Origin of the sequence: Rhizobium sp. TH2, assembly GCF_024707525.1 — a bacterium.
GTDB lineage: Bacteria > Pseudomonadota > Alphaproteobacteria > Rhizobiales > Rhizobiaceae > Rhizobium_E.
Window position 1 is genome coordinate 1 of sequence record NZ_CP062231.1, and the last position, 13214, is coordinate 13214.

The 13214-nt window shown below is 60.8% G+C and carries 17 protein-coding genes; 7 read left to right on the forward strand and 10 right to left on the reverse strand.

The features are described from left to right. Positions 1-99: 99 nt before the first annotated feature. Together dnaA and IHQ71_RS00010 are read left to right on the forward strand one after the other, a co-directional pair. Entirely contained in the window at positions 100-1533 is a 1434-nt protein-coding gene (gene dnaA, locus IHQ71_RS00005) for a chromosomal replication initiator protein DnaA (RefSeq protein WP_258159831.1), read from the forward strand. A gap of 3 nt (positions 1534-1536) precedes the next feature. Then, positions 1537-2346 (forward strand): phosphate/phosphite/phosphonate ABC transporter substrate-binding protein, encoded by an 810-nt coding sequence (locus IHQ71_RS00010; protein ID WP_258159832.1) that lies wholly within the window; start codon positions 1537-1539, stop codon positions 2344-2346. Here IHQ71_RS00010 and IHQ71_RS00015 read toward each other — a convergent pair. The 5 genes from IHQ71_RS00015 to rph all read right to left on the reverse strand — a co-directional run bounded on the left by IHQ71_RS00015 (position 2328) and on the right by rph (position 6463). Continuing rightward, positions 2328-3329: a fatty acid desaturase gene (locus IHQ71_RS00015; RefSeq protein ID WP_258159833.1), complete on the reverse strand. Its 1002-nt coding sequence runs from the start codon at positions 3327-3329 to the stop codon at positions 2328-2330. The genes IHQ71_RS00010 and IHQ71_RS00015 overlap by 19 nt on opposite strands. Positions 3330-3498: 169 nt before the next feature. Beyond that, on the reverse strand, positions 3499-4683 hold the full coding sequence (gene hemW, locus IHQ71_RS00020) for a radical SAM family heme chaperone HemW (RefSeq protein WP_374990068.1): 1185 nt from the start codon (positions 4681-4683) through the stop codon (positions 3499-3501). Then, complete coding sequence (gene rdgB, locus IHQ71_RS00025) at positions 4680-5324, reverse strand: RdgB/HAM1 family non-canonical purine NTP pyrophosphatase (RefSeq protein WP_258159835.1); 645 nt, start codon at positions 5322-5324, stop codon at positions 4680-4682. Before rdgB ends, hemW begins: the two co-directional genes overlap by 4 nt. Then, positions 5325-5738 (reverse strand): VOC family protein, encoded by a 414-nt coding sequence (locus IHQ71_RS00030; RefSeq protein ID WP_374989933.1) that lies wholly within the window; start codon positions 5736-5738, stop codon positions 5325-5327. 8 nt (positions 5739-5746) lie between these two features. After that, positions 5747-6463: a ribonuclease PH gene (gene rph / locus IHQ71_RS00035; RefSeq protein ID WP_258159837.1), complete on the reverse strand. Its 717-nt coding sequence runs from the start codon at positions 6461-6463 to the stop codon at positions 5747-5749. 140 nt (positions 6464-6603) lie between these two features. Between rph and hrcA the strand changes: the two genes are divergently transcribed. Both hrcA and grpE read left to right on the forward strand, forming a co-directional pair. Beyond that, on the forward strand, positions 6604-7659 hold the full coding sequence (gene hrcA, locus IHQ71_RS00040; protein WP_258159838.1) for a heat-inducible transcriptional repressor HrcA: 1056 nt from the start codon (positions 6604-6606) through the stop codon (positions 7657-7659). Positions 7660-7766: 107 nt separating this feature from the next. Next, complete coding sequence (grpE, locus tag IHQ71_RS00045; RefSeq protein ID WP_258159839.1) at positions 7767-8393, forward strand: nucleotide exchange factor GrpE; 627 nt, start codon at positions 7767-7769, stop codon at positions 8391-8393. Between the two features lie 4 nt (positions 8394-8397). On the opposite strand, the gene ybaK is transcribed toward grpE, so the two are convergent. The 4 genes from ybaK to IHQ71_RS00065 are packed head-to-tail and all read right to left on the reverse strand — an operon-like array spanning position 8398 to position 9918. After that, positions 8398-8871, reverse strand: coding sequence for a Cys-tRNA(Pro) deacylase (ybaK, locus tag IHQ71_RS00050; RefSeq protein WP_258159840.1), 474 nt, complete (start codon positions 8869-8871; stop codon positions 8398-8400). 3 nt (positions 8872-8874) lie between these two features. Then, positions 8875-9102 carry a toxin-antitoxin system HicB family antitoxin gene (locus tag IHQ71_RS00055; RefSeq protein WP_258159841.1) on the reverse strand — a complete coding sequence of 76 codons (228 nt, stop codon included), beginning with the start codon at positions 9100-9102 and terminating at the stop codon, positions 8875-8877. Further along, positions 9099-9518: a putative toxin-antitoxin system toxin component, PIN family gene (locus IHQ71_RS00060; RefSeq protein WP_258159842.1), complete on the reverse strand. Its 420-nt coding sequence runs from the start codon at positions 9516-9518 to the stop codon at positions 9099-9101. Before IHQ71_RS00060 ends, IHQ71_RS00055 begins: the two co-directional genes overlap by 4 nt. Positions 9519-9567: 49 nt before the next feature. Further along, positions 9568-9918, reverse strand: a complete 351-nt coding sequence (locus IHQ71_RS00065; RefSeq protein ID WP_258159843.1) for an arsenate reductase — start codon at positions 9916-9918, stop codon at positions 9568-9570. 170 nt (positions 9919-10088) lie between these two features. On the opposite strand from IHQ71_RS00065, the gene IHQ71_RS00070 reads away from it, so the two are divergent. Beyond that, positions 10089-11291 (forward strand): GGDEF domain-containing protein, encoded by a 1203-nt coding sequence (locus IHQ71_RS00070; protein ID WP_258159844.1) that lies wholly within the window; start codon positions 10089-10091, stop codon positions 11289-11291. A gap of 18 nt (positions 11292-11309) precedes the next feature. Here the strand turns inward: IHQ71_RS00070 and IHQ71_RS00075 are convergent, their stop codons facing one another. Further along, a complete protein-coding gene (locus IHQ71_RS00075) occupies positions 11310-11897 on the reverse strand; it encodes a 2'-5' RNA ligase family protein (protein ID WP_258159845.1) in 588 nt (195 codons plus the stop codon). 168 nt (positions 11898-12065) lie between these two features. Between IHQ71_RS00075 and IHQ71_RS00080 the strand changes: the two genes are divergently transcribed. Together IHQ71_RS00080 and IHQ71_RS00085 are read left to right on the forward strand one after the other, a co-directional pair. Then, positions 12066-12629 carry a methylated-DNA--[protein]-cysteine S-methyltransferase gene (locus IHQ71_RS00080; protein ID WP_258159846.1) on the forward strand — a complete coding sequence of 188 codons (564 nt, stop codon included), beginning with the start codon at positions 12066-12068 and terminating at the stop codon, positions 12627-12629. A 9-nt stretch (positions 12630-12638) separates the two neighbouring features. Then, positions 12639-13169: a methylated-DNA--[protein]-cysteine S-methyltransferase gene (locus tag IHQ71_RS00085; protein ID WP_258159847.1), complete on the forward strand. Its 531-nt coding sequence runs from the start codon at positions 12639-12641 to the stop codon at positions 13167-13169. The last annotated feature ends 45 nt before the right edge of the window (positions 13170-13214 follow it).

Genomic DNA, 13214 nt, shown 5'->3' on the forward strand with positions numbered 1-13214 from the left:
ATGCATATGAATATTCTGGAGAAGAGCGTATTTTCCGCGGCGGAAAGTGCGCCGGTGTCTATAACAAAATCATCCGAAATCGACGGGGGGATTGCAGGCATGAAACAGGAGGCCTTGATTGAGCGATTCAGCGCAAAACTCAAGGCCAAGGTAGGGCCGGACGTCTATGCGAGCTGGTTCGGCCGCCTGAAGCTTCATTCGGCTTCAAAGAGCGTCATCCGCTTCACCGTGCCGACGACCTTCCTCAAGTCCTGGATCAACAACCGATACCTGGACCTCATGACATCGCTTCTCCAGGAAGAGGATTCCAGCATCCTCAAGGTCGAGATTCTGGTGCGCAGCGCGGCGCGTGCCGGACGCCCGGAAGAGCAGGTGCTGCCTCTGCCTGAAACTCAGATTTCCTCGCCGTCACGCAAGCAGGCGACGCCGTTTTTCAGCGCGCCCAGTGCCGCGCCGAAGGAAAGCCCGAGGGTCCACAATCACACGCCGCTTTTCGGCTCGCCGCTCGACAGCCGCTATACATTCACGAGCTTCGTCGAAGGCGCTTCCAATCGGGTGGCGCTGGCCGCTTCTCGCACAATCGCCGAATCCGGTGCTGGCGCCGTGCGCTTCAACCCGCTCTTCATCCATTCGAGCGTCGGCCTCGGCAAGACGCATCTGCTGCAGGCGATTGCCGCTGCAGCGCTTGCCAATCCGCGCAGCCCGCGAGTCGTCTATCTGACGGCGGAATATTTCATGTGGCGCTTCGCCACCGCGATCCGCGACAATGACGCGCTCACTCTCAAGGAATCGCTGCGCAATATCGACGTGCTGATCATCGACGACATGCAATTCCTGCAGGGCAAGATGATCCAGAACGAGTTCTGCCATCTGCTCAACATGCTGCTCGACAGCGCCAAACAGGTCGTGGTGGCCGCCGACCGCGCGCCATGGGAACTGGAATCGCTCGACCCGCGCGTGCGTTCGCGGCTGCAGGGCGGCGTCAATATCGAGATGGACGCGCCGGATTTCGCCATGCGTCTGGAAATGCTCAAGCTCCGTCTCGCCCAAGCAAGACAGCAGGATTCGAGCATCGATATCCCCGAAGCCATTCTTGAGCATGTCGCCACCAATGTAACGGCGTCCGGTCGCGAGCTGGAAGGCGCCTTCAACCAGTTGATCTTCCGCCTTTCCTTCGAGCCGAACCTGACACTCGAGCGCGTGGACGAGCTTCTCGCCCACTTGGTCGGCGCGGGCGAACCCAAGCGGGTGCGGATCGAGGATATCCAGCGCATCGTCGCCCGGCATTACAATGTGTCGCGACAGGAGCTCGTTTCCAACCGCCGGACCCGGGTCATTGTCAAGCCGCGTCAAATCGCTATGTATCTCTCCAAGACGATGACGCCGCGCTCTTTCCCGGAAATCGGCCGCCGCTTCGGTGGACGCGATCACACGACGGTTCTGCATGCGGTACGCAAGATCGAGGAACTGATTTCGGGTGACCAGAAGCTGTCGCACGAGATCGAACTCCTGAGGCGCCTGATCAACGAGTAACGGATGACGACAGTCGCAAGCCTGATGATGTACGATATGCCGGACCGGGTCCGGAGCGCCAATGATGCGCTCTGGATCGCGATCCGGGATCGTTTGCGCGCCAAGGGCTTTGCGGCACCGGATGTATTGGATCGCGGCGGCGAATATCATAGCTACTGGCTTCGGCCGGACCTCGCGCTGGCGCAGACCTGCGGCTATCCCTATGTCAGCGAGCTCAAGGGCAAGGTGCGGCTGGTGGCGACGCCGGCTTTCTCCTATTCCGGCGGCAAGGGCGCGAAACGGGCAAGCTTCATCGTGGTGCGCGAAGACAATCCGGCGCAAAGCCTCGAAGACATGCGCGGACAGCGCGCGGCCATCAACGATTGGCTTTCGAATTCCGGCATGAACCTGTTGCGCATATCGGTGGCACCGCTTGCTGGTGGAAAGCCGTTTTTCTCCGACGTTGTCGTGACAGGCGGGCATCTCGCCTCGATCGCCGCTGTTCGCGAAGGCCGGGCGGATGTTGCCGCCATCGACAGCATCACCTGGGGCCTGCATGCCAGGCATGCGCCGGAAAAGATCGCCGGCGTCAGGATAGTGGGCGAGACGCCGATGGGGCCGGGGCTGCCCTACATTACACGGCACGATGCGAGCGATGTGGAAGTGGCGGCGTTGCGGGATGCGATCTCGGATGCCTTGAGCGATCCAGCGCTTAAGGATGCGGTCGATGTGCTCGGCATATCTGGCATCGAATTCCTCGACGATACCGACTATGCCGAGCTGGAGCGCTTCCGCGACGAAGCGCTCCGCCTGGGCTACCCGAAGGTCGCCTGATCCGCCCGGACCGTCGATGTGGTTTCCTGCGCGTCCACGGTTTCCGGATAATGCGGATGGACCGGATTGTGATGGACGCGGAAGAAATACTGCTTCGCGACATCCCAATAGCCGTTATAGACCAGCCCGCCATTCAATTTGACATAGGCGTCCCGATTGGCCCGATAGAGGCCGGGAATCTTGTACCACGGCAAAGCCGGCTTGTTGTGATGCACGATATGCAGGTTGTTGTAGAGAAACAGCAGGCCGAAGGCCGGTGTGTTCTCGACGATGGCCGTGCGCTCTTCCTTCGTCTCGGCGAAATTGTGCTCGGCGAATGAGCGCAGCCGGGTGAAGGAGATGCCTGCATAGGCAAAGCCCAGCAGGTAAATCCAGAGCGGCATGCCGCAAATCGCTATGACCCAATAAAGCACGGCCGCAACGCCCGCGAGATGCACCGCCCAATGGGGGAGATGCCGAAAGTCGCCTCGCATGATCGCCGCAAGCTCATGGCTCCAGAAAGCCATGAGGGTCACGAACGGGCCGATGATCAGCCGGCCGGGCAGGGTGTTGTTGACCTTGGTCAGTAGCCGCCCGAAGGCACCCAGACGCTGCCATGTCGGGCCTGTCATGTAATAGGATTCCGGATCCTCGATCGGGTCCGTCAGCCATTCGTCATTGTGATGCTTGAGGTGGGCGCGCTTGTAGAGCGGGTAGGGTAGCCAGAGTGCGATGGGCACCGACCCGATCGCGTCATTGAGCCGCCGGAAGCGGGTGGGGTGGCCGTGCAACACTTCGTGCTGAAGCGAGCCATGCCACGCCACGAGCCAGCCACCGGCGAGCAAGAGCAGGATGAAGGGAACGGATTCCCAGAAATAAGTGAGAGCCAGCCAGGCCGAGTAGATGAAAAATGCGAGGAAAAGAGTTGGCCATTCGACCGTGAAGGGGGATTTCTTGTTCCGCTTCACGGACGGGCTCGGTTCATCGAAATGAATCGTCGCCATGTGATTCCGAATAATAAGAATCAGGTTCTGAACGCGGAGAGCAGATCGTCCTGGCGCTACCTAATGACTATACATATGCACCCAAGCTTGCGCGACGGTCAAGAGCCCTGTCAGTATCGAGTCAAAAAAATCATGCAAAAAGAACGAATTGAGTATGATGGTGGCAGGATCATGCTGCGAGATCGGCGACGACTGCATCCAGGATGAGCATGCCCTGCGGGGTGCAGCGCAGGCGGGAATTGCCGATACGTTCGACGAAGCCGTGTTGAAGAAGGAAGTCTTCGCGCTCGGGATCGAGTCCACGTCCGGATAGCGACGTCCATCGCGCGAGATCGAGGCCTTCACGCAGGCGCAGACCCATCAGCAGCATCTCATCGGCCTGTTCGGCGGTTTCGAGTGCGTCGCGATCCACCATGCCATGGCCTTGTTCGTTGACGAGCTTCAGCCATTCCTCCGGTGTGCGGTGGGTCGCTGTCGCAAATTTCCGCCCGCCGGATGTCAGCCGCCCATGCGCACCGGGGCCGATCCCGGCATAGTCGCCATAGCGCCAATAGGTGAGGTTGTGGCGGCTTTCCGCACCCGGCTGGGCATGGTTGGAGACCTCGTAGGCCGGCATCCCGGCGGCAGATGTCACGGCCTGGGTGATCTCATAGAGTTCCGCTGCGGCATCCTGATCGGGAATGATAATCTTGCCAGCCTTGTGCAGCCCAAAGAACGGCGTACCTTCCTCGATCGTCAGCTGGTAGAGCGACAGGTGATCGACGGCGTAGGAAATCGCCTCGTTGAGTTCGCGTGTCCACTCGTCTCCGGTCTGGCCGGGCCGGGCATAGATCAGGTCGAAACTCATGCGCGGGAAGATTTCGCGCGCCAGCTTCACCGCCCGCAGAGCATCCTCGACATTGTGAAGCCGGCCGAGGAACTTCAGGTCGCGGTCATTGAGCGCCTGCACGCCGAGCGACACGCGGTTGACGCCCGCGGCACGGTAACCCCGGAAGCGCTCGGCCTCGACGCTGGACGGATTGGCCTCCATCGTGATCTCGATGCCATCCGGAACATGCCAGTGCCGCGCGATGCCATTGAGGATCGCATCCACCGTCTCCGGCTTCATCAGCGATGGCGTGCCGCCACCCATGAAGATCGAGGTGACCGTGCGGCTGCCAGAGATCGCCCGCATGGCGGTCATCTCGGCCAGGAACGCTTTCACATAGGCGTCCTGGTCCACGGCCATGTGGCGGACATGGCTGTTGAAATCGCAATAGGGACACTTGGCCGCGCAGAACGGCCAATGGACATAGACGCCAAAGCCGGGCTCACCCGAATCCGCCAGCAATGGTGCGTCCTTGATCAAGTTCAGCCTTCCAGGCAGGTTTCGACGAAGAGCTTGAAGGCGCGCGCGCGATGCGACAGCGCCTGCGCGTCACCCGGCTTCCAGCCATGCTTGGCCTCGGCCGGCATCTCGCCGAATGTCTTGGCATAGCCGAGCGGCTGGAACACGGGATCATAGCCGAAGCCGAGATTGCCGCGCGGTGGCCAGACGATATGGCCTTCCACCTCGCCACGGAAAATCTCGGTATGGCCATCCGGCCACGCGAGGCAAAGTACGCTGACGAATCGGCCGGTGCGCTTATCAGGCGTCGTCGCATCCTTCTCGGCCAGCGCTTTCTCGACCTTCTCCATGGCCATGTTGAAATCGCGGCTGCCGTCCTCGCGCTCGGTCCAATTGGCGGTGTAGACGCCCGGTGCGCCATCAAGTGCATCGACCGCAAGCCCCGAATCGTCGGAGAGGGCGGGCAGGCCCGAGGCCATCGCGGAGGCGAGCGCCTTGATCCGGGCATTCTCTTCGTAAGTCGTACCTGTCTCGTCCGGCTCGGCGAAGTTGAGGTCTGCGGCGGACTTGGCCTCGAAGCCCAGTGGACCGATCAGGTCGCGGATTTCACTGATCTTGCCCGCATTATGGCTGGCAACGACGATCGTCTTGGTATCGAGCTTGCGCATTCAAAGTCCCCAGATGCGAGCTTCGGTGAATTCGAGCGAATTGCCCGCCGGATCGCGAAAATAGATCGAGCGTCCGCCTTGCGGCCACTCCATGTCGGATTCGATTTCGACGCGCGCCGCCGTCAACCGGTCGCGCCAACCATCCAGTTCCTCCGCTTCGGCCTTAAAGCAGAGATGGCCGGGACCGTGGGCACCATGCGGCGGCACTGGCAACTGGCCTTTCTTGTAAGGAATGGCGGTCTCGGCCGGATTGAAGATCAAGAGCACGCCCGGACCGCATTTGAAGAAGACGTGCCGGTTGCCCGCCCGCGCAATTTTTTCCAACCCAAGGACATCGGCATAGAAGCGCTCGGCGGCATCGAGATCGCTAGCATAGAGCGCGGATTCGAGGATTTGTGCCGGCGCCTTTGCCATCATCCCTCTCAGGCGATCGCCTGCTTCTGCATCTCGACCAGTTCGGAAACGCCCTGCTTGGCGAGACCCATCAGCGTATGGAGTTCTTCCTCGCTGAACGGCGCGCCTTCCGCGGTGCCCTGGATTTCCACGAAGCCGCCGGTGCCGGTCATAACGAAATTCGCGTCCGTCTCGGCCGAGGAATCTTCGAGATAGTCGAGATCGAGCACCGGCTGATTGGCGAAGATGCCGCAGGAAATCGCCGCGACATGGTCCTTGAGGACCTTCTCGACCTTCAGCATGTTGCGCGATTCCATCCATTTCAGGCAATCGTGAAGCGCGATCCAGCCGCCGGTGATCGACGCCGTACGGGTGCCGCCATCGGCCTGGATGACATCGCAATCGACCGTGATCTGGCGCTCGCCGAGCGATTCCAAGCTGACCACGGCGCGCAGCGACCGGCCGATGAGACGCTGGATTTCCTGCGTGCGGCCGCCCTGCTTGCCGGATGTCGCCTCGCGGCGCATGCGGTCGCCGGTCGAGCGCGGCAGCATGCCGTATTCAGCGGTCACCCAGCCCTTGCCGCTGTTGCGCAGCCATGCCGGCGGCTTTTCCTCGACGCTTGCGGTGCAGAGCACATGCGTGTCGCCGAACTTGACCAGGCAGGAGCCTTCGGCGTGCTTGGAGAAGCCGCGCTCGAAGCTCACCTTGCGCATTTGGTCTGTCTTCCGTCCGGATGGCCGCATGTCTTCCTGCTCCTGATCTCTTCAAAGCATGCCTCTTAGTCGGACAGGGTAGGTTTTGCAAAGGAAAAGGGTTGAAATTCCTTTTGCGTGGACGCTGGAACAACTATATTCCAAGCCATGAGAATGATTAGGTCACTGGCATGAAGGGTATGGACGAGCGGTCCGGTGAAATCTTCCGGCGGATCGTCGAAAGCTATCTGGGAAGCGGCGAGCCCTTGGGCTCGCGTTCGCTGTCGCGCCTGCTGCCCATGTCGCTGTCGCCCGCATCCGTACGCAATGTGATGAGCGATCTGGAAGAGTTGGGGCTCATCTATTCGCCGCACACCTCCGCCGGCCGGCTGCCGACCCAATTAGGTCTGCGCTTCTTCGTGGACGCCTTCATGCAGGTCGGCCATCTCTCGGATGAGGAACGGTTGCAGATTGATCGCCAGATCCGGCCGCCAAATCGCGACTTCCCCGTGGAGAGCGCACTCAACGAAGCGAGCCAGATACTGTCTTCCGTGTCGCGCGGGGCGGGTCTGGTGATCACCGCCAAGAGCGATACGCTGGTCAAGCATGTCGAATTCATCCGGCTTTCGCCGGAAAAGGCGCTCGCCGTGCTGGTCGGCGACCAGGACGAGATCGAAAACCGCATCATCTCGCTGCCAGCCGGCACGACGTCCTCGCAGCTGACGGCGGCGGCGAATTTTCTCAACGCGCATCTCTCGGGCCTGACGCTGGCCGAGGCGCGCGTGCGCATCGACAAGCTCAAGGAAACCATCCGCGCCGAACTCGACCAGCTTTCGAGCGATCTGGTCGAGCGTGGCCTCGCCGTATGGTCCGGTGGCGCCAATGATGGTCGCTCGGCGCAGCTCATCGTGCGAGGGCGCGCCAACCTGCTCGAAGGGGTCGAGGGTGCCGAGGATATCGACCGGCTGAGATTGCTTTTCGACGACCTCGAAAAGAAGGAATCGCTTTCCGACATCCTCAATCTCGCCGAAGGCGGGCAGGGCGTGCGGATATTCATCGGATCCGAGAACACGCTGTTTTCGATGTCCGGTTCCTCGCTGATCGTCGCACCCTACAAGAACAGCGAGGACCGCATCATCGGCGCCGTCGGCGTAATCGGTCCGACCCGGCTCAATTATTCCCGCGTCGTGCCGATGGTCGACTACACCGCCCAGCTCATATCGCGGCTCGCCGGCAAGACGCCCTGAACCAAGCACTTTGCGGCACGTTTCTTGCTCTTAAGCCTTGATTTTTTGACGGCAAAGCTCGATATCCGCAGCAACCCAAGCAAGATTCAGAACTTTCGGAGACCGTGATGACGGACGACAACAAGAACGCTTACGAAACGGAGGCTCAGGAAGCCGTGGCCGGTGCTGAAACGCCCGACGCTGCCCAGGCCGCCGATGCGCAGGCTGAAGCGCCCGCCGAACTCGATCCCATCGAGGTATTGAAGGCCGAGAATGCCGAGCTGAAGGACAAGTTCCTGCGGCTGGCCGCCGAGATGGACAACCTTCGCCGCCGCACAGAGCGCGAAGTGAAGGATGCCAAGACCTATTCCGCCGCAGCCTTTGCGCGCGACATGCTGTCGGTCTCGGACAATCTTCGTCGCGCGCTGGATGCTGTTCCGGCGGAAGCCCGCGCCGCCGGCGAAGCCGGCTTTCTGGCGCTGGTCGAGGGCGTCGAGATGACCGAGCGCGCGATGCTGTCCGCGCTCGAGCGCCACGGCGTCAAGAAGATCGAGCCCGCCGGCCAGAAGTTCGACCCGCATTTCCACCAGGCGATGTTCGAGGTTCCCAATGCGGACCTGCCGAACAACACCGTCATCCAGGTCGTGCAGGATGGCTATGTGATCGGCGAGCGCGTGCTGCGTCCGGCCATGGTCGGCGTCTCCAAGGGCGGCCCCAAGGCCGACGCACCGAGCGCCACCGAAAACGCGGGCTGACGCCTCAGACGACAACCGGCGCTAATATCGCCTTCAGCACCGCGACCGCATCGGCCGGCGCGAGCTTCACCTGAAGCCCACGCTGGCCGCCATTCATATAGACCAGTTCATGCGCCATCGCTTCGGCTTCGAAGACGGTGGGCGCAGCCTTCTTCTGGCCGAACGGCGATATGCCGCCGACGACGTAACCGGTGACCTTCTCGGCATTCGCCGGCTTCATCATGTTGGCGGACTTGCCCTTGAAGGCCGCGGCGAGCTTCTTCATGCTCACTTCTCGGTCGGACGGCACCACGACGCAGACCGGCTTGCCATCGACCTCGGCCATCAGGGTCTTCAGCACGATCGACGGTGAGACCCCGAGCGATTCCGCCGCCTGCATGCCGATCTTGTCGGCATCCGGATCGTAGTCGTAGGTCAGGACTTCGAATGTGGCCTTGGCGGCTGCAAGCGCCAGTGTGGCACGGGTGGATCTGGACATGGTTCAGGCTTTTTCCGAATGCATCCGATCGAGCTCATCGAGTATTTCGATACCACGCTTACGGTCGCCGCGCGCCGCGCGCAGACGAAATCTGGTCTCCGCTTCGAACTCCGCCAGGGCCTTTGTGGAAAACTCCTCGAAAAGCTTATTGAGACTGGTACCGCGCGACGAAGCCAAGGCCTTAAGCCGCTCATGTTGCTCGTCCGGAAGCCGGATCGTGAGTGTGCTCATGATGTTCTCCTTTCCTTCAGAAATTCCGCGGCGGTTCTCACCCCAAGTTTGGGAAAGAGCAACTCGGTTGAGGTGAAATCACGCTTGTTGGCTGTAACGATGACCTGCGCTCCGCCACCAACAGCGAGTTCAATCACATGATTATCGGCTTCGTCCTTTGAGTTCGGCCGCCACAAGTAGTAAATCCTGACCCAAAGGCAACTCGCCATAAATGCGTCCAAGAGTTCTTCACGAATATCCGCCGAAATGAGCGCGCGATCGAAGAGTGCCGTTCTACTGCAAAGATCCTCGTACTCCGCAGCGAGCGCATTGCTCATCAGTGGCTGAATCGTGCCGTCCAGGCACATGCGCAATACCGCCCGCGATGTGCCCTCGGCATTCATGACGGCCGACACAAAGATATTGGTATCGATCACAACTTTCATCTCGACAATGATAGCATATACGCTGTCATTGTCGAGATGGTTATCCTTTCAGAACTGCTTCATAGACAGCCGGCTTAAACCCGTTCAGGATCGTCTCACCTACGATCAGCACCGGCCGCTTGATCATCGTCGGCTCGCGCGCCATCAGGGCGATTGCCTTGTCCTCGTTGAGGCCGACCTTGTCGGCATCGGGCAATTCCTTGAAAGTGGTGCTCGCCTTGTTGAGCACCTTCTCCCAGCCGACGCTGTCGCACCAGGCCTTGACGGTCGCCGCATCGATACCCACGGCGCGGTAATCGTGAAAGTCATAGGCGATGCCGTGCGACTTCAGCCAGTCGAAGGCTTTCTTCATCGTGTCGCAGTTCTTGATCCCGTAGATTCTGACCGTCATTCGCCCACTTCCATACCTCTATTCCGCCCTGTCTTTATCACAAAGCGCGGCGCGGAAAAGTCCACGGCGCATGCACTTTTTCGCGTCCCGACTTCAGCGATTCTTAACGGCAAAAAGGCTAGATAGCAGGCGGCCGTCCTTCCTCCGCTGGCGGCTTCCGGGGACACTTGATGGAATCGACCTCCGCCCTATCTTTCCTGTTGCCGATCATGATGGTGACATTCTCAGCCGTGTTCCTCGTTCTGTCGCGCTTCAATGTGCCGTCGGGCAGGGCATGGGGATTGGGCTTCGGTTTCAGCGCGCTCGGATTCATTGCGTCGGTCGTGCCGCTGCCGGTGGAAATCGGCGCTCTTTCGGGCGATGCATTCTTTGTCGCGGGCTTCTTCTTCTATGCCGAGGCTCTCCTCGTACAGTTCTCGATACCGCTCTACCGGCGCGAGCGTGCCATCTTCGTTCTGGTCTATCTGCTCATCGACCTCTATGTCGTGCTTGTCGAACGCAGCCTGCATGCCGAACTCTTCCTCAACGATGTCGCCACCTCCTGCCTGCTCGGCTTCGCCCTGCTGAAGGTGATGGACCGCGCGACCAAGCTCGCCGACCGCGCGCTGATCGTCATGAGCAGCCTGGTGGTGCTCGACACATTGGCGCGGGTCATGGTGTTCGTCTTCCTCGTCAAATCGAGCAATCGGCTGGAGGATTTCGCGACGTCGTCATACGCCTGGGCCATGCAGATCACGACCAGTGCGGTCGGCCTGCTCTTTGCGCTCTCCGTTTTGGGTTCGATCACCGCGGCCACGCTTCTCAGCTATCGCGATGCGGCCGATCGCGATCCGCTGACGGGACTTTACAACCGGCGCGGCTTCGATGGCGCGCTTGCGCCGAAGAAGGATTCCGGGCGGTATGAAGGCACTGTCCTGATCTGCGATATCGATCATTTCAAGCAGGTCAACGACCGTTTCGGGCATGCCGCAGGCGATCGGGTGATCGCCGAGCTGGCGGCCGAACTCGGCAACAGCCTGCCCGCCCACGCGATCTCGGCACGCTTCGGCGGCGAGGAATTCGTGATCTTCATTCCGGGTGCCAGCCTTGCCGAAGGCGGCGTGCTGGCGCAGTCGATCCGCATCCGCTTTGCAGCCCGGGACTGGCGTCACATAGCCATCGACCGGCAGATCACCGTGAGTTTCGGCGTCGCCGCCATCGGCGAAAGCGAAGCCTCGCCGGTCGAGGCCATGGTCAGGGCAGACGAGTGTCTCTATGCCGCCAAGGCCGCCGGCCGCAACCAGGTCGTGCTCGAAGGCGGCCGCTTCGAACTTCGCTCCGCACCTGAACAGCTCATCGAAGCCGCTGAACGCCTCCGTGCCGCAAACGCCTGAATGTTGCAGGCGCATCGATCAATTCCTCAGCGGCCAAAGAAATTCATAGCGCCCCTGTCCCAGCAGGCTGTGGATCAGCCATACCTCGTTCACCGTCCATGTGATCGGGGTCGAAAGGTGGTGATCTTCGATCGGCGCATGGTGATAGAGCAGCGTCATATGTGGCAGGAACGTCGGATTGTAGCCGACGTCCAGGCCGACGCCATCGAGTGCATCGGCCAGTTGTGCCGTGAGCTTCAGCAGCCCAATGTTTTCGCCGTTACCGCACAGGACGACAGGCCGCGCCGTTTCTTGCTTGAAGGTCATGATGCGGTCGAACGTGATCGTAAAGGGCTCGAAACGGGCTTTGTCGATCGCCTCCCTTGCCGTGAAAATCATGCTGTCTTCCAGCTCTTCGCTATGGCCAAGATTGATCAAACTCACATGGAGCCGCCTGGATGACAGCGGCTGACGATGGGCGCGATACATGTCTCGGATATCGCGGGCGACGGTATGCACCTGTCGCGCGGTCGCCTCGTCCGGGCGCAGCGCGGTAAAAAGATTACTGCCCGTGGGCCGCCTCGTCGGCGGCTTCGGTCCCGATCCAAAGTCGAGTTGATTGAGCATGGGAAGTCTCCTCGGGGCACGCGGCGAAGTCTAATCCATGGGGCCAGAAAATCAAGAACAAAGAGGGAACATATTTCAAGGCGGAACTGTTGACATTGCAAGAATCGGGTGGAATTCTGGGCCTGCAAGCACCATCTTGGGGACAAGTTGAAACGAGGAGTCTCTGATATGAGCCGGAAAATTCAGCACTATCATATCTTCGAAACCGCCGGCGGCTTCTGCGGTATTGCGTGGAATGACGCGGGCATTACGCGCTTCCAGCTGCCGACCAGCACCCATGATGGCACCGAGCGCCTGCTGCCGCGCCGTATCGCGGGTGCCGAGCCCGCGACGCCGCCTGTGGAAGTGGCTGACACCATTGCCCAAGTGAAGCGTTATTTCGCCGGAGAGACGGTGGATTTCTCTGATGTGACGCTTGATCTCTCCAATCAGGAGGATTTCTTCAAGGAAATCTACGCCGCCGCGCGCCGCATCGGCTGGGGCCACACCACCACTTATGGCACACTTGCAAAGGAACTCGGCGCGCGACCGGAAGCGGCGCGCGACGTCGGCGAGGCGATGGCGAAGAACCCCGTTGCGCTGATCATCCCCTGCCATCGCGTGCTGGCGGCCGGCAACAAGATCGGCGGCTTCTCGGCGCCGGGCGGCTCGAATTCCAAGCAGCGCATGCTGGAACTGGAGGGCGTCCAGGTCGCGCCACCCAAGCCGGTGCAGCAATCGCTGGCGCTGTAGGCCCGACGCTTGCTGATCCACACGATCATGGATGATCACGTCATCGGCCCCATCCGTATGGTGGCCGATGGCGGCAGGCTGCTCGCCATGGAGTTCGGCGATGTCGAGCACCGGTTGATGCCGATGTTGCGGGCACGATTCGGGAAAGAGCCGATGCTGGAACCAGTGCACGAACCGAGCGAGATCACATCCGCCATCCGTGCTTATTTCGAAGGCGATCTCACGGCGCTTGACGCGATCGAGGTCGATGGCGGCGGCACGGAGTTCCAGCGCCACGCTTGGGAAGCCTTGCGCGCCATCCCACCCGGCGAAACCCGCACCTACGGCCAGATGGCCGTAACACTCGGCAGGCCGAATGCCGCGCGCGCCGTGGGGATGGCCAATGCGCTCAACCCCGTCAGCCTCGTCGTGCCCTGCCACCGACTGGTCGGCGGCAATGGGTCGCTGGCCGGTTATGGCGGCGGCATTGAACGCAAGCGCTGGCTGCTGGAGCATGAACGGCGCCTTTCAGCGCGGATACAAATGCCCGTCATGGCATGAAGAGTGTTTTGCTTTTCAGAGCCGGAAACGGCTAAACAAGACCGT

Bases quoted from the DNA above. Each gene is read 5' to 3' on its own strand.
- rph (WP_258159837.1), bottom strand. From the start codon at position 6,463: ATGCGGCCATCCGGACGGAAGACAGACCAAATGCGCAAGGTGAGCTTC.
- hrcA (WP_258159838.1), top strand. From the start codon at position 6,604: ATGAAGGGTATGGACGAGCGGTCCGGTGAAATCTTCCGGCGGATCGTC.
- IHQ71_RS00015 (WP_258159833.1), bottom strand. From the start codon at position 3,329: ATGGCGACGATTCATTTCGATGAACCGAGCCCGTCCGTGAAGCGGAAC.
- dnaA (WP_258159831.1), top strand. From the start codon at position 100: ATGAAACAGGAGGCCTTGATTGAGCGATTCAGCGCAAAACTCAAGGCC.
- IHQ71_RS00080 (WP_258159846.1), top strand. From the start codon at position 12,066: ATGAGCCGGAAAATTCAGCACTATCATATCTTCGAAACCGCCGGCGGC.
- IHQ71_RS00055 (WP_258159841.1), bottom strand. From the start codon at position 9,102: ATGAGCACACTCACGATCCGGCTTCCGGACGAGCAACATGAGCGGCTT.
- IHQ71_RS00010 (WP_258159832.1), top strand. From the start codon at position 1,537: ATGACGACAGTCGCAAGCCTGATGATGTACGATATGCCGGACCGGGTC.
- IHQ71_RS00065 (WP_258159843.1), bottom strand. From the start codon at position 9,918: ATGACGGTCAGAATCTACGGGATCAAGAACTGCGACACGATGAAGAAA.
- IHQ71_RS00075 (WP_258159845.1), bottom strand. From the start codon at position 11,897: ATGCTCAATCAACTCGACTTTGGATCGGGACCGAAGCCGCCGACGAGG.
- grpE (WP_258159839.1), top strand. From the start codon at position 7,767: ATGACGGACGACAACAAGAACGCTTACGAAACGGAGGCTCAGGAAGCC.
- ybaK (WP_258159840.1), bottom strand. From the start codon at position 8,871: ATGTCCAGATCCACCCGTGCCACACTGGCGCTTGCAGCCGCCAAGGCC.
- IHQ71_RS00070 (WP_258159844.1), top strand. From the start codon at position 10,089: ATGGAATCGACCTCCGCCCTATCTTTCCTGTTGCCGATCATGATGGTG.
- IHQ71_RS00030 (WP_374989933.1), bottom strand. From the start codon at position 5,738: ATGGCAAAGGCGCCGGCACAAATCCTCGAATCCGCGCTCTATGCTAGC.
- rdgB (WP_258159835.1), bottom strand. From the start codon at position 5,324: ATGCGCAAGCTCGATACCAAGACGATCGTCGTTGCCAGCCATAATGCG.